This is a genomic window from Microcystis sp. Msp_OC_L_20101000_S702 (genome assembly GCF_007095705.1).
In the GTDB taxonomy this organism is placed as follows: domain Bacteria; phylum Cyanobacteriota; class Cyanobacteriia; order Cyanobacteriales; family Microcystaceae; genus Microcystis; species Microcystis ichthyoblabe_A.
The window spans coordinates 1-17,466 of sequence record NZ_SFBO01000003.1 but is presented as its reverse complement, the minus strand read 5'-3'; the positions used below and the strand labels follow the sequence as shown (position 1 = coordinate 17,466).

Sequence of the window (17,466 nt, the reverse complement as noted above, 5' to 3'; positions counted from 1 at the left end):
TCTTGTCCATTAAGAAATGTTACAAATTACATGGGTACATTAAGAAAAGTTAAGGGGCGTATCCATTGATGGATAAGGGTTTTCGGCTATTATAGTATATATGTATGGGGGAAGTTCAGGTATAGCAAATCCGTTTTTGATCAATAGTACGATTAACTCCCAATCCAACTTTCAAAACCCAGTTATGAATTGTTTCCCCCCCTCTCCCCATCTCCTCTCTCCCCACTCCCTCAAAAAAAATTTTCCCAGAGGTGCTTGACATAACCCTGATGATGAAGTTACAATTGGAATTGTCGCAAAAATGGGATTGTAGTTCAACTGGTTAGAGCACCGCCCTGTCACGGCGGAAGTTGCGGGTTCGAGCCCCGTCAATCCCGTAAAATCTAGATTAGAGTCGCTCAAGGCTGGTTATCCTGTGGGCAGTAGGATCGATGAAGACGTTCCCACTGCCTAGATTTGTTCTAATTTACCGATAAACCGGCATTAGCTTGAATATAATCGGGTAATTCAATCTTTACCGGTTGTACCCGCCAGATTTCCTCGCAGTATTCCCGAATCGATCGATCGCTAGAGAATTTCCCCATGCGGGCCACATTAAGAATTGCTAAACGACTCCAATGTTCTTGATCTTTATAGGCCCAACCGACTCCTTCCTGACAATCGATATAGGACTGATAATCGGCCAGTAACATATAGGGATCATTGTAGATAAGATTATCCACAAGCGGACGGAATAAACTACTATCACCCCGGCTAAAAAATCCCGAACCAATGAGGTCTAATACTGCCCGCAATTCTTCGTTATGGTAATAGTATTCTTGGGGATTATAACCGGCGGCTTTCTTAGCATAAACCTCCTCGGTTGTCAAGCCAAAAAGAAAGAAATTTTCCGCTCCCACCTCTTCACGAATTTCGATATTTGCCCCATCGAGAGTGCCGATAGTTAAGGACCCATTCATAGAGAATTTCATATTACCAGTTCCCGAAGCTTCTTTCCCGGCCGTGGAAATTTGTTCGGACAAGTCGGCAGCTGGATAAACCCGTTGACCGAAGGTGACATTATAATCGGGTAGGAAAACCACTTTTAACCGTCCTCCAATCGTCGGATCATTATCGATCACTTCTGCCACAGAATTAATCAATTTAATGATTAATTTCGCCATAAAATAACCCGGGGCTGCCTTCCCACCGAAAATAAAGGTACGGGGGGTAATATCGAGATTGGGATTATTTTTGAGGCGATGATAGAGAGTGACGATATGTAAAACGTTGAGATGTTGCCGTTTATATTCGTGAATGCGTTTTACCTGCACATCAAAGAGGGTACTAGGATCAACTTTAATGCCGACTTTTTTATCGATATAATTGGCTAAATCTGCCTTAATATCGTATTTAATTCGTCGCCAAGAGTCCCGAAATCCACCGTCATCCACATAGTTTTCTAAACCGCGTAAATCCTCCAGATGCTTAATCCAATTTTCGCCGATTTTTTCGGTAATCGCAAAAGTCAAGCGGGGATTACTAGAAACTATCCAGCGCCGGGGAGTAACTCCATTGGTTTTGTTGCTAAACTTTTCGGGAAAGAGTTCATAGAAATCGCGCAGAACATCTTTTTTCAGTAATTCTGTATGGAGGGCTGCCACCCCATTAATTGCCTGGGAACCCACACAGGCAAGGTGAGCCATACGGACGTATTTTTCGCCGCTTTCATCGATTATAGATAAACGGGACATTTTGCCGTCATCCTGGGGATAAATAATGCGAATTTTATCCAAGAAACGATGGTTAATTTCGTAGATAATTTCCATTAATCGCGGTAAAAGACGACCAAAAATACTCAAAGGCCATTTTTCTAAAGCTTCTGGCAAAAGAGTATGATTGGTATAGGCGAAGGTATTTTGAGTGATAAACCAAGCTTTATCCCAATCGAAATGATGCACGTCAATTAACAAGCGCATTAACTCAGCTACCCCAACGGAAGGATGAGTATCATTCAATTGTACTGACCATTTTTGATGAAAATTATCGAGACTGGGGTTCTCATGTAAGTGAATACGAATCATATCCTGTAGGGAACAGGAAACAAAGAAATATTGCTGTTCTAAACGTAGTTCTTTGCCTTGAATTGGTTCATCGTTAGGATAGAGAACTTTACTGATATTTTCCGAGTGAACTTTATTATCCACCGCACCATAATAATCGCCGCGATTAAAGCGTCCAAAATCAAAAGATTCACAAGCTTCTGACTTCCATAGACGCATGGTATTAGCGGTGTTAACTCGATAGCCGAGAATTGGGGTATCGTAGGGAATTCCTTTGACTACATAATCGGGAATCCAACGACTGCGATAATTACCATTTTCGTCGGTATAGGATTCGGTATAACCGCCAAATTTTACCTCTACTCCCGCTTCCGGTCGGGCAATTTCCCAGGGATTTCCATACTGTAACCACTTATCGGTTATTTCCACCTGCCAACCGTCGTGAATTTCTTGATCAAAGATACCAAATTCGTAGCGAATACCGTAACCAATAGCTGGAATTTCTAGGGTAGAAAGGGAATCGAGATAACAGGCAGCTAAACGACCTAAACCACCATTTCCTAACCCTGGTTCTTCTTCTTGGGCAATTAATTCTTCTAGTTTTAATCCCGATTCGCTGACAGCTTTCTCGACTTGTTCGTAGATACCGAGATTAATTAAATTATTGGCCAAATGGGGACCGACTAAAAATTCGGCCGAGAGATAACAAACGGTTCTGACATCTTTTTTTAGATAGGTTTGTTGGGTGGTTAACCAACGCTGCAATAAACGATCGCGGATGGTATAAGCTAGGGCCATATAAAGATCGTTTTTGCTGGCTAATTCCGGTAATTTACCTTGAATATAGAGTAAATTATCCCTTAAAGCCCGTCGGATAGTTTCTGTGTCTAATCCTGTTCTGTCGTCTTCGATGATAATCGGACAAACAAAAGTTGACTCTGGAGATGGATTCATAGGAGCATTTTTACTGAAGATTGGCTGCTCTTAGTCTAAGATAACCCGCCCTGAAATTGTATCAAGAAAAGCTTAAATCTTGACTAAGATTAAGGTATAGTAATGATAAAGTTAAGGTAATTAAATTTCAGTTACCGATAGGAAGCAAAAATAGGGGAAAGTTTGAGCAATGCGTGCTTTTGTGACGGGTGGAACAGGTTTTATCGGGGCGAATTTGGTGCGATTGCTTTTAGTCGAAGGCTACCAAGTGCGCGTCCTCGTCCGTCCCCAGAGTAATCTCAGAAATTTGCGGGGTTTAGATCTCGAAATTGTCCGGGGTAATTTAAATGATGAGAACTTATTTAAATTAATGGTCGGATGCGAAGTTCTTTTTCATGTAGCGGCGCACTATTCTCTCTGGCAAAAGGATAGATATCAACTCTACCAAAACAATGTTTTAGGTACAAGAAATGTCCTGGAATCGGCGCATTTAGCGGGAATTACCAGAATAGTTTATACCAGTTCCGTGGCCGCTATTGGAGTAGGTAAAAAGGGTGAAAGTGTCGATGAAACTTATCAAAGTCCCGCCCATCAATTAGTGGGTTATTATAAAAAATCGAAGTATTGGGCAGAACAGGAGGCATTCAAAGCAGTACAAAGAGGACAGGATATCGTTATAGTTAATCCTAGTACGCCCATAGGAGCATTTGATATCAAGCCTACACCCACCAGCGACATTATTCTCCGTTTTTTGCGGCGAAAAATGCCCGCTTATGTGAATACGGGATTAAATCTAATTGATGTGCGCGATGTGGCCTGGGGACATTTATTAGCTTTAGAAAAGGGCAGAACTGGCGAAAGATATATTTTAGGTCATCAAAACACTTCTTTAAAAACTTTGTTGACAGAATTAGCCGAAATTACCAGCATAAATGCCCCGAAAATTGTTTTACCTTTTTGGATTCCTTTACTAATATCTTGGTTAGATGAAAAAGTTCTTCCTGTCCTCGGAAAATCCCCCTCTATACCCCTTGATGGCGTGAAAATGTCAAAACAGTCCATGTACTACGATTCCTCGAAAGCAGTGCAAGAACTAGGCTTACCCCAATCGCCGATTAGACAAGCTTTAGCCGATGCCATCGATTGGTTTCAAACCAATGGAGACATTACTTATTAACACTGAGTAGGAAAGGAAAAAGATGGTCTCAATTGTGCTTAGATATTTATCTATTTTTGCGCCCTTAATAATTCATCTAGGAAAACCTGTTCTTGCTAAAATAAATCCAATTTTAAGCGCAATCATCCCCCCAAGAACACTGCCCAACCAGTAAATTAAACCGAAAGTCACGTTTCCCTGCTCTAAAAACTTGTTGACCTCCAAACTATAGGTGGAAAAAGTTGTATAGGAACCACAAAAACCCGTGGCAATCATCAATCCTAATTCTGGGGCAATTATGCGAATATTTTCCTTAACCATAGTAAAAATATAGGCAATAATTAAACAACCAGAAATATTGACAAAAAATGTCCCCAAAAATCCCCATTCTTGACCGAAAATACTGTCAATTAATTCTCCGATATAAAAACGACTCAAAGCCCCAAAAATAGCTCCAATCGCCACGAATAAACTATAACGTCCCCTGAAAAAATTCATGCTGTCTCTCCTGCCCTTCAATAGTCAATAAATTGGAGAATTAAGTAGCTGATTATAATTAAATTAAAAATGGATTTTAGGTTCGATCCCCCCTTAATCCCCCCTTGATAAGGGGGGCATCTGATAGTTTTTAACGCCTACCTACTTAACCTAGAAAAAATTGGGCAATAGCTGCCCCGATTCTCACGGCAATCAATCCGAAAATTATACTAGCAACGGCAAAAAAAAGACTGAGAAAATTTTGCTGATTGCGCCAGAGGATCAAGATATCTAAACTATAGGTAGAAAAGGTGGTATAAGCTCCTAAAAATCCCGTTCTAACCATTAAATCTAGTGCGTGGGAATAAAAGGGAACACTGGGTAAAATAGCCCAAAAAAAGCCGATAGCTAGACAGCCAGTTAAATTAATAATAAAGGTTCCATAGGGAAAGCGCAAGCCGAATTTTGCTTTTGTCCATTCGGTAATATGATAACGAGATAACGCCCCCGGAACCGCTCCGGCTACAATTGCGAAAACATCGTTCAAATCTGACATTGTCTCTAATTTTTTTGCTATCTTTGCCTAGGCTCTATCATAATTGATGCGGTTATCGATCGCATGGCCCATATTTTCAGGGGTGTTATTGTCGAGAACAACCCTCTGATTTTAAAATAGAGGTATGAAAATTCAACCGCGTAAACGTTTTGGACAACATTGGTTAAAAGATGAATCGATACTCGATCGCATCATCGGCGCTGCTAATTTACAATCAGAGGATCGGGTATTAGAAATCGGTCCGGGTACAGGCATTTTAACCCGTCGTCTTCTCGATGGCGCTCAATTGGTTGTCGCTGTAGAAATCGATCGAGATCTATGGACAATTTTAAATAAAAAATTTGGCCAACAAGATAACTTTCATCTCATCCCGGGCGACTTTCTTAGCCTTAAACCGGAGCAACTGCCGCTAGTTAATAAAGTAGTGGCTAATATTCCCTATAATATCACCGGTCCGATCCTCGAAAAGCTGCTCGGTTCGATCGCCCATCCCTTCACCCCCCCTTACCAGAGTATTACCCTCTTAGTCCAGAAAGAAGTCGCCGAAAGATTAGTCGCTGTCCCCTCCACCAAAGCTTACAGTGCTTTGAGCGTCCGCATTCAATACCTTGCCGATTGTCAATGGATTTGTGATGTACCCCGGCGAGCCTTTTCCCCACCTCCCCGGGTGGATTCGGCGGTAATTCAGCTTTTACCCCGTGTTTTGCCGAATAATGTCAGTAATGCGGCCTTTTTGTCCACTTTAGTTAGCCTTGGTTTTGCCAACCGGCGCAAAATGTTACGCAATAATCTAAAAAATTGTCTAGATAGCGATCAATTAAGCCAAATCCTGACACAATTAGAAATTAATCCCCTCGCTCGCGCCGAAGATCTCAGTTTATCGCAATGGATTGACTTGGCGGAAAAATTAGGTCAATTGCCAAAATTTTAGATTTTTTTCCTTGACAAATGCACAGTTATACCCTTCTAGCCCCCGCTAAAATTAACTTATATCTAGAAATCGTTGGCGATCGCCCTGATGGTTTCCACGAGTTAGTGATGGTGATGCAGACGGTGGAATTATGCGATCGCATCACTCTCCGGCCCAACGGATTGCAGGAATTCCGCCTCTTTTGCTCTCATCCCCTCGTCCCCCAAGATAGCAGTAATCTCGCCCATCGGGCCGCCACTTTGATGGCGAAGGAATTCCCCCGTCTCTTTGCCAATTACGGCGGTATCGATATCACCATCGAGAAATATATTCCCGTGGCTGCCGGTTTAGCGGGGGGTTCCACCAACGCAGCGGCGGTGTTAGTCGGTATCGATTTAATCTGGGAATTAGGCTTAACCCGTCCGGAATTAGAAACTTTAGCGGCAAGATTGGGGTCTGATACTTCCTTTTGTGTGACAGGAGGAACGGTTATCTGTACGGGAAGGGGAGAAATTCTCGATCCGATCACTCCTCTCACTGGATTATGGGTGATTTTAGCCAAATACGATCATTTATCCGTTTCTACACCCTGGGCCTACCAAAGCTATCGGCAAAAATTTCAGGATACCTATCTGTCTTCTCCAGAGGAATTTCATCACCGCCGTCAGCAGGTGAGTTCCGGGGCTTTGGTACAAGCGATCGCCCATAAACAACCAGCCGCTATCGGCAAATTTATCCACAATGACCTCGAAAAGGTGGTTTTACCCGAATTTCCCCTCGTAGCCGAGTTAAGACAGGTTCTAGGGGATTTAGGCGGCTTGGGAACGATGATGTCAGGCTCTGGCCCGACGGTTTTTACTCTCTGTTCATCTCAAGAAGTGGCGGAAACTATCGTTAAAGAGGCCCGGGAAATTCTCGTCGCTCCCGATCTACAATTTTGGATAGCCCCAATCACCGATACAGGCATTCAAGTGACTTGAAAAAATGACAATTAACCTCTTGTAAAAATCAAAAATTGTTGTTAGGGTTAGGAGTCAGTAGCCAGTAGTCAGTAGTCAGGAGAATTAAGAATGAATGATAATCATTTAAATGGTCTATTTACAGATTTTATGGGATTTAATCCCTATTTTTGACGTTTTTGAACCCTCAAAAATTGATTATGCAAGAGGTTTAATTGACCGCCTTTACCAAGATAACCAAACTCGCGGAATAATTGCCTCTCGATCGCTCATTTCTCGCCTTAAAATTTGCCAAACCTGCTGAAACCATTGTCGCACTTCACCGCTAGAATTACCCCGATAACGACATAAAAGACCATCTCCTAAAGTGCTAGTAACTCCCATCTCTCCTTCTAGGGAAAAATCTCTCACTTTCTCAATTAAATTTCTGCCCACCGGTTGACCGATATAAACTAAAGTACCGATCAGGGCGCTATCATTTAAACCAGAAAATCCCTCGATCATTTTACCACCCAACAGGAAGGATCGATCGAGCCATAAAGGTTGTCCCGATCGCCAAAATTCCCAATTAGAATGCCATTCTCCCGCTAAAAATTTCTCCCCTCGCGCACTGCGACCAAAACGGGTAATTTCCCATCCCAACCAACTGCTATTTTCCCCTAAATCCACTCGTAAATGTTGGCGAAATGCTGCACCATTAAAGATAATTGTTTCTTGGGGTAGCCATTCTAAACCGGCATTGTCATCGATTTTAATCTCGATTAATTGCTGTGCCATCTGACCATTACTCTGGTAAACTTTTCCAGCAGAAGCAGTGGTAATAAGGGCATTAGTAGCGGCTTGGAGATGAATTTTTTGTTGAAGAACATCACCCCCAACTATTCCCCCCGCAGTGTGTAAAATCACCGTGTGACAAAGGTTTTTTCCCTCGGGATAAAAAGGTCTTTGTACTTTTAAAGGGGCGGTAGCATAGACGTGATTAATCTGGGTTGCGAGATTTTTTTGCGTGTAAATTAGTTCTAGGTTTCCCTGCCACATTATTGCTCCTCAGTTATGGTTTCTAGAAATTGCCGATAATTTTCAGGACTGAGATTAATTTTAACTTCTATTTGCTGTTCTTTATCCCTGATCAGTAAAATATATTCACTTTCCGCTTTTTTGCCGACTAGGAGAGGATTTTTGAGCTCGAATTTTTGATAAACTAGATGGGGTTTCGTCACCCGAATAACTAAACTAGCTTGGGATTGAGGATAAATGTCTAATTGCTCCCGTTCCCGATCTAAAATTAATTGTTTAGGTGTCATGCTTCTTTCGTCAGCAAAAGTAGATTTATGCCAATAGAGGGTAATACCCCGAATTTGGGGCATTTGGATGCTAAATTTTTCATCAAAACCTTGCTGCTCCCAATTAATATCTTCCAGAGAGCCAGTATCGGGAATTAAACGCTGTTGCCAGAAGACTTCCTTAAGATTTAAATCTTGCCACCATTGGCTAATAATTTGGAAATTATCCAGATTATCGGGGTGGGGATTGGCACTTTGCCAGAGGAGAGGATTAAGCATTTTTGGGGAATTTTTGAGCTGGGAAAATCAGGTTAATAGTTTTCGCTGGAGTTAAGGGATCATTAATCTCAATTATCATCGATTCTCGAGCTGCCGATCGGGCCATAGTATTAACTCTTGATCGCATTTTTATTTTATCCTAAATTATCGGGGGAAAAACTGCTAAAAGTGGTCTTCAGATGCGATCGCCAGCCACCAGCCCAGAAAACTGAGGGAAGATCAGATAGATTGGATATAATTAACTAATAAAGCCCTGTATGGTCCCAAAAACTAGAATTGTTTTAATATGAACCAGCCTAGACTATTATCTTTTACCCTCGATGGTTGGGGTGTGCTAGGTGGTCCAGTTTCCCTATCCCTAGTTAACCAAGTTGGGGTATTAGTGGGGAGAAACGGTGCGGGGAAATCCGCTATCCTAGAAGGATTTGAAGCCATCTCATCCTGTGCTATCGGTAGATCGATCGGCTCTCGGATGATTGATAGTGATAGCATTCCCTCAATTTTGCAGGTTGAAATTCTAACACCGACTAACCGGCGCTTAGGATACAGGTATGAGCTAATCATCCCCTTTTCTATGGACGATCTAGATACAGACATAGATGATACCACTAACGATAATTCCTTGGAAAATTCCTTTTCTTGGAATGATTATTGTCAGTATATTGATGGAGATCAAGAACTTCTCTGGAAAACCGAATTTGGACTAACAAGCTTTAATAATAATGGTGAGCCAATATTTGCTATTCTTGGCAATACTACCTCGCTGCGACAGTCAAATATACCTGGAAATTCATCGCTAAATTTACCTCCAGAAATGCAGTGGGTTTATGCTATTTTAAAAGGGATTCGTCTTCTTGGCAAAGCTCCTATCCGTCGCACATCAAGACGACAGCCTTCCTTATTAAAGGTGACAAGTAAGAAGATTTCTGCCAGTCGATTTGATCTAGCAGATACTCTAGCTCGGAGAATATTTCGTTGGGTGGGTACGGATGATTTTGATGAACTAGAAAATGTTTGTCAACGAATAAGACTTGCCAAGAAAATCACTGTGCAGAAGTTCGTTTTGAGTGAGCATTCTGGACAGACAGGCCAAGATAAAGACGAAGAGTACATCGCTTCAGTATTATTAGATGGAGTCAATATTGGATTACTCTCCGATGGCACCTTGCGAGTTTTATCAATTCTGATCGAAATAATTGCTCACCATCCTAATGCAACAACCATAATTGAGGAGCCAGAAACACAAATACATCCCGCAATGTTAGCAAAATTATTAAATGAAATTAAATCCTATACTTGGGATGAAAATTTAATTATATCAACTCATTCACCACAAGTAGTAGCTTGGACAAAGCCAGAAAATATTAGCTTAGTTTATCGTAACCAGGGACGGACAAGTGTTAGGAAACTAGAAGAAGGAGAGATTGAAAAAGTTGTCGAGTACCTCTGTGAAGAAGGAGATTTAGGAGACTGGATTTACAGTGGTATTCTCGATGAGTAGTAACTTGATCGCCATAATTGCCGAAGATGAGACGGACTGCGATGTGTTTCGTCAAATTATCCATCGCGTGCTGGGGACAAATACTAGGACAAAATCTTGGGCATCTAAATCCTCTAGTACATTAAAGAGAAAACTGTCAGCAAAACTTAAAGTGATGACAAGGGAAGGATGTGATGCTTTTATCATTGTTCATGATTTAGATCGTAATCCCAAGAATAACTCTCTTAACGATGAAAAACAATTGCGAGATCACTTAGAATTAAGCTGTTCTAATATTAATGGTATCAGGAAATATATCTGCATACCAATAGAAGAACTAGAGGCTTGGTTTTGGTCTGATCCAGAAGTTGTTAAATATGTGGGACGAGGCAAGGGAAAAGCTCACCCAAACCCTCACCTAATTATCAAACCGAAAGAAGAATTGATCAAATTGTCAATCGGTGAAAATAGAAAACCCCGTTATAGTACCAACATGAATCTTGAACTAGCCCAAAAGCTAAATTTAGAACTTTGTGCCACTTGTTGTCCTTCTTTTAAAGATCTTCTCGACTTTCTGCAATCTCTGTCAAGAGGATAGCAAACCATTAACCCCCCCATCCCAGCCAAGGTATCTGCGATCACTACTGACTTGGCACTGTTCTAAACCCCAAAAAAGAGGGATTTTATGGTAAAATAGTCCTACAAATGGGCATATTCTGCACATCAAAAGGGTAAAAGCCCGATTTTTAGCGAATTTAATCACAAAAACGCTTTTTTTGCCTTGTTATTGGAGTTAACCCCCCTATGACCGCCGCCCAGGATCATGTCGTCCCCACAGACTTAAGCAATGAAATGTCCCGTTCCTATCTAGAATACGCCATGAGCGTCATCGTTGGGCGAGCCTTGCCCGACGCTAGGGACGGACTGAAACCCGTACACCGGCGCATTCTTTATGCGATGTACGAACTAGGATTAACCCCCGATCGCCCCTTTCGCAAATGCGCTAGAGTCGTCGGGGAAGTATTAGGAAAATACCACCCCCACGGGGATACTGCTGTTTACGATGCTCTCGTCCGCATGGCCCAGGATTTCTCCATGCGCGATCCCCTGATTAACGGTCATGGTAACTTCGGATCGATCGATAACGATCCCCCGGCAGCCATGCGTTATACCGAGTGTCGTCTGCACACCCTGGCCACCAACGCCCTACTACAGGATATCGAGTCAGAAACCGTTGATTTTGCCGATAACTTCGATGGTTCCCAACAGGAACCCGTGGTTTTACCCTCTAGAGTCCCGCAACTGCTAATTAATGGCTCATCGGGTATCGCCGTCGGTATGGCCACCAATATCCCCCCCCACAACCTGGCCGAGATTATCGATGGAACCGTTGCCCTCATCCATAACCCCGATCTCACCGATACGGAATTACAGCGTTATATCCCGGGGCCGGACTTTCCCACCGGGGGGCATATCCTCGGTAGAGACGGTATTCAGGAAGCTTACACCACCGGCCGCGGTTCCATTACCCTGCGGGGAGTCGCCTCCTTTAAAACCATCGAACAAAGGGGAAGACCCGATCGAGATGCTATTATCATCACTGAACTGCCCTATCAAACCAATAAAGCGGCATTAATCGAAAAAATCGCCGATTTGGTCAATGATCGCAAAATAGACGGTATTTCCGATGTGCGGGACGAAAGCGATCGCGACGGCATCCGGGTGGTGATCGAACTGAAACGGGATGCCTATCCCCGCGTCGTCCTCAACAATCTATATAAACAAACGCCCCTCCAGTCGAATTTTGGGGCGAATATGTTGGCATTAGTCGATAACGAACCGAGATTACTGACTTTAAGGGAGTTTCTCCGCGTTTTCCTCGATTTTCGGGTAGAAGTGATCACCCGTCGTACCCGTTATGAACTCCGCAAGGCCGAGGAAAGGGATCATATCCTTCAGGGTTTACTAATTGCCCTCGCTAGTCTCGATGCAGTCATTGCCCTGATTCGCAGTGCTGCCGACACAGCTAGTGCAAAAGAGGGATTAGTGCAGAATTTTGGTCTTTCAGAGGTGCAAGCGGACGCAATCCTACAAATGCAGCTGCGACGGTTAACCGCCCTAGAATCGGAGAAAATTCAGCAAGAACACGGGGAATTACTGACAAAAATCGGCGATCTTCAGGATATTTTAGCCAGAAAAGAACGGATCGACAGTATTATCGAGGAAGAACTGCAACAGATCAAAACGATTCACGCTACCCCGCGTCGCACTCATATTGAACAACGGGAAGGAGAAATCGCCGAAACTGACCTGATTGCCAACGAACAAGCCTTAATTCTCGTCACCGAACAGGGTTACATCAAAAGAATGCCCGTTAATACCTTTGAGTCCCAAAATCGGGCAACAAGGGGCAAAGCTGGCGCAAAAATGAAAGAAGACGACGGCATCGATCACTTTATCACCTGCCGCGATCACGATAGCGTCCTCTTTTTCACCGATCGCGGGGTTGTCTATAGTCTCAATGCCTATCATATCCCCACCGGTTCCCGTACCGCTCGCGGGGTTCCCATCGTGCAACTGTTAGAGATTCCCAAAGGGGAGAAAATTACCTCGGTGGTGGCAGTCAGCGAGTTCAGCGAGGATAATTACCTGATTATGCTCACACAAAAGGGATTTATCAAGAAAACCGCCCTCGCTGCCTTTAGTAATATTCGATCGAACGGTTTAATCGCCATTTCTCTCGAAGACGGTGATCAACTACGTTGGGTTCGCTTGGCCAAAGAGGAAGATAGCGTCATTATCGGTTCTCGTCAGGGGATGGCAATTCATTTTAAGGCCGATAGTCAACAATTGCGCTCCTTGGGAAGGGCAACTAAAGGCGTAAAATCGATGAAATTGCGCTCAGGTGACGAATTAATTAGTATGGACATTCTGCCTAGTCAAATTGTCGCCCAAATCGCTGAATCTAACCAAGAAGAAACCGAGGACGAAAGCGAAGAAATTAACCCCGAAGTGGCTAATAATGGCCCCTGGGTGTTAGCGATTACCATGGCAGGACTAGGAAAACGGGTTCCCGTTACCCTCCTACGTCTGCAAAATCGGGCGGGATTAGGAGTCAGAGTGATTAAATTCCGCAAAAAGAACGATAAATTAGCGGCTCTGCACGTTGTTAACCCCAACGAGGAATTTATGATTATCACCGAACGGGGCATTATCATCCGTCAATCCGTCGATGCTATTACTCCTCAATCGCGATCGGCCGGAGGCATCCGGGTGCAAAAACTCGATGAGGACGATGCGATCGCTGCTGTCGCCCTAGTTCCCCCTAGTGATGCGGAGGAATCTGAAGACATTTAGATTTGCTGGGAAGTGGGGAGAATAAATAAAAATAATCTTCTGACTCCTATCTCCTGTCTCCTGTCTCCTATCTCCTATCTCCTGATACTAAATCCGTTGAGTAACGCACAGAAAACGGGTTTCTCCGAGAAACCCGTTTTCTACTCATGCACTCATGCAAAAAGGGGAATAAATAATCAATCTTTAATAACCAGATTTAGTATGACTCCTGACTCCTGACTCCTGACTCCTGACTCCTATCTCCTGACTCCTATCTCCTATCTCCTATCTGCTGTCTCCTTTCCTGAGTATTTGGGATTAAAACTGGAAAAAGTGCATTAATTGGGAGATTTCCTGAGCGTCTAGGGATAAACGCCCTTTAAAATCCACAATATTCTTAAATAATCCCTGTTCTTCTCTATTTTTAACAATGGCAGCTGCCAAATTATCACTGATTAGGGGCAGGGTGGTTAACTGCTCGATCGAAGCAGTGTTAGGATTGATTTTAGGGGGTGCGAGGTGACTTTCGGGACTATAATAGGCAAATTCTAGAATCGGTTGCCAAGCTTTCAATCTAGCCACAGGAACACTCAAAGCAGCGGCTAGATCTTCAAGACAAAGCAATTCTACCCCCATACCCAACAATTCCACCAACATCCGCGCTTGATGGATGGATATCCCCGGCAATCGCAGCCAATCATCCACACCCGCTTGATTGACATTAATTTTAATGCCCAATTGTGCCGCCATAGCGATCTCATCGAGGGAACGAAAGCGATAATAGGGATCATTGCTAATTTTGGCTTTTAAAGGGTTAAAAGTGCGCCCTAACCAGTTTTGGGGTGTCATTGTAGTAATTGTCGCCGTTTTTCTTCAAATTCGTACTCAGAAATTAATCCTTCTTGCCGGAGGCGCTCTAATTCCCTTAAAGCTGCCCCGATCGCCTCTACTTGTTTAGGCTCTAAACTGGGGACAGTGGCAGCAGCGGTGGCAGTGGGAAAATAGTTAGCGAAAAATTGGTTATCTTGGATTAAATACCACACCGCATCGATCGCGCAAGCCACCCGGGGAATCGGAGTTTGCCAGAGGAGAAGATAAATAATTCCCCAGAGAGGTTGACCGAGATAGAATTTATGAATACCGGCGATAGGAAAGGGTAAAGCGAGAATGCTGCCGATAAAAGCCAAAAAAATCGCTAATTTACGGCTTTTGGGCTTACTTAATAATTTTTCCACCAGAAGCATGAGACCTGTTCGAGATTGATTTTAGCCTGATCTGGACTTTCTATTCTAAAATACTCTTTGGTTCTAACATAGGGATACGCGATGACTAGCAGAATCAAGGAAATCTTTCAAACAGGACAACCGGATCAATCCGTCACCGTGCAGGGTTGGGTGAGAACAAAACGAGAATTAAAAGAATTTACTTTCCTGGAAGTTAATGATGGCTCATCCCTGGCCAACTTACAAGTTATCCTCGAACCGACTTTACCCGATTATGAAAATGTACTAAAAACAATTAGTACAGGAACGGCGATCGCTGTTTCGGGAAATTTGGTTCCTTCCCCGGGTAAAGGGCAAAATATCGAGTTAAAAGCGGCCGAAATCACCCTTTATGGTGACTGTCCTGCGGATTATCCCCTACAAAAAAAACGTCATTCCTTTGAATTCCTGAGAACTATTGCCCATCTGCGAGCAAGAACCAACACCCTAGGAGCAGTAATGCGGGTTAGAAACGCTTGCGCTACCGCTATCCACACTTTTTTCCAAGAAAAGGGCTTTATTTGGGTACATACTCCCATTATTACCGCTAACGACTGCGAAGGTGCGGGAGAATTATTTACTGTCACCAGTTTAGATTTAAAAAAACCCGCCAATTTTGCCGAGGATTTCTTCGGTAAACGGGCCTATTTAACCGTCAGTGGACAATTACAAGCGGAAGTAATGGCCATGGCTTTATCTAATGTTTACACTTTTGGCCCGACTTTTCGCGCCGAAAATTCTAATACTTCCCGTCATCTGGCCGAGTTTTGGATGGTGGAACCGGAAATGGCTTTTTGTGATCTGGAAGGAGATCAGGATTTAGCGGAGGCATTCCTCAAATATATCTTTAAATTTGTTTTAGAAAATTGTCCCGAAGATTTGCAGTTTTTTAACGAACGTATCGATAAAACGGTGTTAAGTACGGCCGAAAATATCGTTAATAGTGAGTTTGGCCGGATTACCTACAGCGAAGCGATCGAGTTATTAGAAAAAGCCGATCGTCAGTTCGAGTTTCCAGTAGAATGGGGCGTAGATTTACAGTCAGAACACGAACGTTATCTAGCGGAAGAACTATTCAAAAAACCCGTGATTGTCACCAATTATCCCAAGACAATCAAAGCTTTTTATATGCGTCTAGATGACAATAATAAAACTGTTTCCGCTATGGATATTTTAGCACCCAAGATCGGCGAAATTATCGGCGGTTCCCAACGGGAAGAACGATTAGATGTATTAATCCAAAGAATGCAGGAACAGGGAATGAATCCCGATGATTTGTGGTGGTATTTAGATCTGCGTCGCTACGGTTCCGTTCCCCACGCTGGTTTTGGTTTAGGATTCGAGCGTCTGGTACAATTCATGACGGGAATGACCAATATTCGCGATGTGATTCCTTTCCCCCGTACCCCTTTAAGTGCCGACTTTTAGGTTGATGTCTAGGATCGACAGGAGAAAGGAGGAATGTAAATATTTATTAAATTGTAGCTTAGGCTACAGACTTGGAGTAGAAAATGTTTGTTGTTTCACTGTCCCCCTCTACGTTCTTTGTCCCCTTTCTCCTGTAACAGTTCTTAATAGGTTTGTCTGAGTTTAGCCTGATTGATAATGATAGCGAGCTTGTAAAAAATAAACCTTATTTCCCGTGACTTTATAAACCAAACGATGCTCTAAGTCGATCCGTCGTGACCAAGTGTCGGCAGCAATATACTTAAGAGGTTCGGGTTTACCCAATCCTGTAAACGGATCGCCATCCAAAATATCTGCCACTAAGTCTAAAATTTTATCGCCTTTTTTCGGTTCGTTCCGATACCACCAAGCTAAATCTGCTTTGAAATCAGGACTAAAAACGGGCAAATAACCATGAATAGGATTGTTTTTAGGTTTATCTGGCTTATTTTCTCTTTTAGGAGTCAATTCCTAACTCCTCTTTCAATTCAGCTAATGTTTGAGGAGTTGCATCTTCTGTCTGGGTCCATGCTAAAGAGCGAAATAAGCGTTGGGCATTTTCTGGCGATCGCAATAAATAAACACACTCTAATAAACTGGAAAGCTCATCTTCAGCAATTAACGCCACATTTTTCTGATTGCGACGCTTAATGACGATAATTTGAGATTCGTCACACACCTGATCTAAGAGACTCGCTAAATTCATTCTCGCCTGAGAGTAGGTGGTTTCTTTGCTTAACATGATTTTTAGGGGAGACTTGTACAACCTTATTGTACAATTCCAAGCTCTTGAACTCCCCAAAAACCCCAAAATCTGAAGGGATAGGAATGCAAAGATTTATTAAATTGTAGCTTTTGATACAGTTGTTGGGGGGGGGAATGTGTATTATTTTGCTATTCGCCTTTGCTGTTGGGTTAGGCTGTCGCTTGACCTGACTGCGAGAGAGTGCGATCGCACTGCTCAGTGCGGTAGAAGTAATGCTTGAGTAAAACCCACAAAAATCAACAGGAGGATTCTTGTCAAATGGGCTGGAAAGATAATCTTGCGGAACGGCTTGCAAAGCTTGCTAAAGAGCATGGTAAACAAATTGTTGCTGGAGTTAGTAGTCTCTCTGTCGGTGCTATAGTTAACAAAATTGGTTCTATACCTGGAGCAGTTTGGGATTTATGTAATCCATCTGATTTTACTGATCAGGAGAAACTAGAGGTTGAAAAGCTTTTATCTAAGTAGGGTTTGCTGAATAAATCTAAAAACCTTACAGGAAAGGGCTTTTAGCTTGATTGAGAGCTTCCCAAATGCACTTAAATCTGCTAGAATCTCTTAAAACCCTTGCATCACCCTTGCAT

General features: G+C 42.9%; 17 protein-coding genes and 1 tRNA gene. 9 read left to right on the top strand and 9 right to left on the bottom strand.

What is annotated here, in order from left to right; all coding sequences use genetic code 11:
* Positions 1-303: 303 nt before the first annotated feature.
* Positions 304-377 (top strand) — tRNA-Asp (locus tag EWV60_RS00380).
* Positions 378-461: 84 nt separating this feature from the next.
* Here the strand turns inward: EWV60_RS00380 and EWV60_RS00375 are convergent.
* A complete protein-coding gene (locus EWV60_RS00375) occupies positions 462-2,996 on the bottom strand; it encodes a glycogen/starch/alpha-glucan phosphorylase (RefSeq protein WP_287230178.1) in 2,535 nt (844 codons plus the stop codon).
* A gap of 169 nt (positions 2,997-3,165) precedes the next feature.
* Between EWV60_RS00375 and hpnA the strand changes: the two genes are divergently transcribed.
* On the top strand, positions 3,166-4,152 hold the full coding sequence (gene hpnA / locus EWV60_RS00370; RefSeq protein ID WP_287230176.1) for a hopanoid-associated sugar epimerase: 987 nt from the start codon (positions 3,166-3,168) through the stop codon (positions 4,150-4,152).
* A gap of 72 nt (positions 4,153-4,224) precedes the next feature.
* On the opposite strand, the gene crcB (EWV60_RS00365) is transcribed toward hpnA, so the two are convergent.
* Both crcB (EWV60_RS00365) and crcB (EWV60_RS00360) read right to left on the bottom strand, forming a co-directional pair.
* Complete coding sequence (gene crcB, locus EWV60_RS00365; protein WP_287230174.1) at positions 4,225-4,629, bottom strand: fluoride efflux transporter CrcB; 405 nt, start codon at positions 4,627-4,629, stop codon at positions 4,225-4,227.
* A gap of 145 nt (positions 4,630-4,774) precedes the next feature.
* Entirely contained in the window at positions 4,775-5,164 is a 390-nt protein-coding gene (crcB, locus tag EWV60_RS00360; RefSeq protein WP_287230172.1) for a fluoride efflux transporter CrcB, read from the bottom strand.
* A gap of 124 nt (positions 5,165-5,288) precedes the next feature.
* Here crcB (EWV60_RS00360) and rsmA point away from each other — a divergent pair, with 124 nt between their 5' ends.
* On the top strand, positions 5,289-6,095 hold the full coding sequence (gene rsmA / locus EWV60_RS00355) for a 16S rRNA (adenine(1518)-N(6)/adenine(1519)-N(6))-dimethyltransferase RsmA (RefSeq protein ID WP_287230171.1): 807 nt from the start codon (positions 5,289-5,291) through the stop codon (positions 6,093-6,095).
* A gap of 17 nt (positions 6,096-6,112) precedes the next feature.
* Positions 6,113-7,054, top strand: a complete 942-nt coding sequence (gene ispE, locus EWV60_RS00350) for a 4-(cytidine 5'-diphospho)-2-C-methyl-D-erythritol kinase (RefSeq protein ID WP_287230169.1) — start codon at positions 6,113-6,115, stop codon at positions 7,052-7,054.
* A gap of 204 nt (positions 7,055-7,258) precedes the next feature.
* Here ispE and EWV60_RS00345 read toward each other — a convergent pair whose 3' ends face one another.
* On the bottom strand, positions 7,259-8,071 hold the full coding sequence (locus EWV60_RS00345) for an urease accessory protein UreD (RefSeq protein WP_287230167.1): 813 nt from the start codon (positions 8,069-8,071) through the stop codon (positions 7,259-7,261).
* Complete coding sequence (locus tag EWV60_RS00340) at positions 8,071-8,595, bottom strand: hypothetical protein (protein ID WP_287230165.1); 525 nt, start codon at positions 8,593-8,595, stop codon at positions 8,071-8,073. Before EWV60_RS00340 ends, EWV60_RS00345 begins: the two co-directional genes overlap by 1 nt.
* 286 nt (positions 8,596-8,881) lie before the next feature.
* Here EWV60_RS00340 and EWV60_RS00335 point away from each other — a divergent pair, with 286 nt between their 5' ends.
* The 3 genes from EWV60_RS00335 to gyrA all read left to right on the top strand — a co-directional run bounded on the left by EWV60_RS00335 (position 8,882) and on the right by gyrA (position 13,432).
* The gene (locus EWV60_RS00335) at positions 8,882-10,096 is read left to right on the top strand and encodes an AAA family ATPase (protein WP_002751823.1); all 1,215 of its coding nucleotides are present in this window, start codon (positions 8,882-8,884) and stop codon (positions 10,094-10,096) included.
* Positions 10,089-10,673, top strand: a complete 585-nt coding sequence (locus EWV60_RS00330) for a DUF4276 family protein (RefSeq protein WP_002777835.1) — start codon at positions 10,089-10,091, stop codon at positions 10,671-10,673. Before EWV60_RS00335 ends, EWV60_RS00330 begins: the two co-directional genes overlap by 8 nt.
* Before the next feature lie 206 nt (positions 10,674-10,879).
* Positions 10,880-13,432, top strand: coding sequence for a DNA gyrase subunit A (gyrA, locus tag EWV60_RS00325; RefSeq protein ID WP_287230162.1), 2,553 nt, complete (start codon positions 10,880-10,882; stop codon positions 13,430-13,432).
* Between the two features lie 297 nt (positions 13,433-13,729).
* Here gyrA and EWV60_RS00320 read toward each other — a convergent pair whose 3' ends face one another.
* Together EWV60_RS00320 and EWV60_RS00315 are read right to left on the bottom strand one after the other, a co-directional pair.
* Positions 13,730-14,260, bottom strand: coding sequence for a ComEA family DNA-binding protein (locus EWV60_RS00320; RefSeq protein ID WP_287230160.1), 531 nt, complete (start codon positions 14,258-14,260; stop codon positions 13,730-13,732).
* The gene (locus EWV60_RS00315) at positions 14,257-14,655 is read right to left on the bottom strand and encodes an NINE protein (protein WP_045360152.1); all 399 of its coding nucleotides are present in this window, start codon (positions 14,653-14,655) and stop codon (positions 14,257-14,259) included. Before EWV60_RS00315 ends, EWV60_RS00320 begins: the two co-directional genes overlap by 4 nt.
* A gap of 81 nt (positions 14,656-14,736) precedes the next feature.
* Here EWV60_RS00315 and asnS point away from each other — a divergent pair, with 81 nt between their 5' ends.
* The gene (asnS, locus tag EWV60_RS00310) at positions 14,737-16,101 is read left to right on the top strand and encodes an asparagine--tRNA ligase (RefSeq protein WP_103113314.1); all 1,365 of its coding nucleotides are present in this window, start codon (positions 14,737-14,739) and stop codon (positions 16,099-16,101) included.
* A gap of 162 nt (positions 16,102-16,263) precedes the next feature.
* On the opposite strand, the gene EWV60_RS00305 is transcribed toward asnS, so the two are convergent.
* Together EWV60_RS00305 and EWV60_RS00300 are read right to left on the bottom strand one after the other, a co-directional pair.
* Positions 16,264-16,587, bottom strand: a complete 324-nt coding sequence (locus EWV60_RS00305; RefSeq protein WP_002751834.1) for a Txe/YoeB family addiction module toxin — start codon at positions 16,585-16,587, stop codon at positions 16,264-16,266.
* On the bottom strand, positions 16,577-16,861 hold the full coding sequence (locus tag EWV60_RS00300; RefSeq protein WP_190537957.1) for a type II toxin-antitoxin system Phd/YefM family antitoxin: 285 nt from the start codon (positions 16,859-16,861) through the stop codon (positions 16,577-16,579). The genes EWV60_RS00305 and EWV60_RS00300 overlap by 11 nt, the downstream gene beginning before the upstream one ends.
* Before the next feature lie 282 nt (positions 16,862-17,143).
* Between EWV60_RS00300 and EWV60_RS00295 the strand changes: the two genes are divergently transcribed.
* On the top strand, positions 17,144-17,350 hold the full coding sequence (locus EWV60_RS00295) for a hypothetical protein (RefSeq protein ID WP_287230154.1): 207 nt from the start codon (positions 17,144-17,146) through the stop codon (positions 17,348-17,350).
* The last annotated feature ends 116 nt before the right edge of the window (positions 17,351-17,466 follow it).

What these genes read in the sequence shown, in the direction of transcription:
- crcB (WP_287230174.1), bottom strand. Translation starts at nt 4,629, where the DNA reads ATGAATTTTTTCAGGGGACGTTATAGTTTATTCGTGGCGATTGGAGCT.
- EWV60_RS00315 (WP_045360152.1), bottom strand. Translation starts at nt 14,655, where the DNA reads ATGCTTCTGGTGGAAAAATTATTAAGTAAGCCCAAAAGCCGTAAATTA.
- EWV60_RS00300 (WP_190537957.1), bottom strand. Translation starts at nt 16,861, where the DNA reads ATGTTAAGCAAAGAAACCACCTACTCTCAGGCGAGAATGAATTTAGCG.
- EWV60_RS00375 (WP_287230178.1), bottom strand. Translation starts at nt 2,996, where the DNA reads ATGAATCCATCTCCAGAGTCAACTTTTGTTTGTCCGATTATCATCGAA.
- EWV60_RS00320 (WP_287230160.1), bottom strand. Translation starts at nt 14,260, where the DNA reads ATGACACCCCAAAACTGGTTAGGGCGCACTTTTAACCCTTTAAAAGCC.
- EWV60_RS00345 (WP_287230167.1), bottom strand. Translation starts at nt 8,071, where the DNA reads ATGTGGCAGGGAAACCTAGAACTAATTTACACGCAAAAAAATCTCGCA.
- EWV60_RS00335 (WP_002751823.1), top strand. Translation starts at nt 8,882, where the DNA reads ATGAACCAGCCTAGACTATTATCTTTTACCCTCGATGGTTGGGGTGTG.
- ispE (WP_287230169.1), top strand. Translation starts at nt 6,113, where the DNA reads ATGCACAGTTATACCCTTCTAGCCCCCGCTAAAATTAACTTATATCTA.
- gyrA (WP_287230162.1), top strand. Translation starts at nt 10,880, where the DNA reads ATGACCGCCGCCCAGGATCATGTCGTCCCCACAGACTTAAGCAATGAA.
- crcB (WP_287230172.1), bottom strand. Translation starts at nt 5,164, where the DNA reads ATGTCAGATTTGAACGATGTTTTCGCAATTGTAGCCGGAGCGGTTCCG.
- EWV60_RS00330 (WP_002777835.1), top strand. Translation starts at nt 10,089, where the DNA reads ATGAGTAGTAACTTGATCGCCATAATTGCCGAAGATGAGACGGACTGC.
- hpnA (WP_287230176.1), top strand. Translation starts at nt 3,166, where the DNA reads ATGCGTGCTTTTGTGACGGGTGGAACAGGTTTTATCGGGGCGAATTTG.
- EWV60_RS00295 (WP_287230154.1), top strand. Translation starts at nt 17,144, where the DNA reads ATGGGCTGGAAAGATAATCTTGCGGAACGGCTTGCAAAGCTTGCTAAA.
- rsmA (WP_287230171.1), top strand. Translation starts at nt 5,289, where the DNA reads ATGAAAATTCAACCGCGTAAACGTTTTGGACAACATTGGTTAAAAGAT.
- EWV60_RS00340 (WP_287230165.1), bottom strand. Translation starts at nt 8,595, where the DNA reads ATGCTTAATCCTCTCCTCTGGCAAAGTGCCAATCCCCACCCCGATAAT.
- asnS (WP_103113314.1), top strand. Translation starts at nt 14,737, where the DNA reads ATGACTAGCAGAATCAAGGAAATCTTTCAAACAGGACAACCGGATCAA.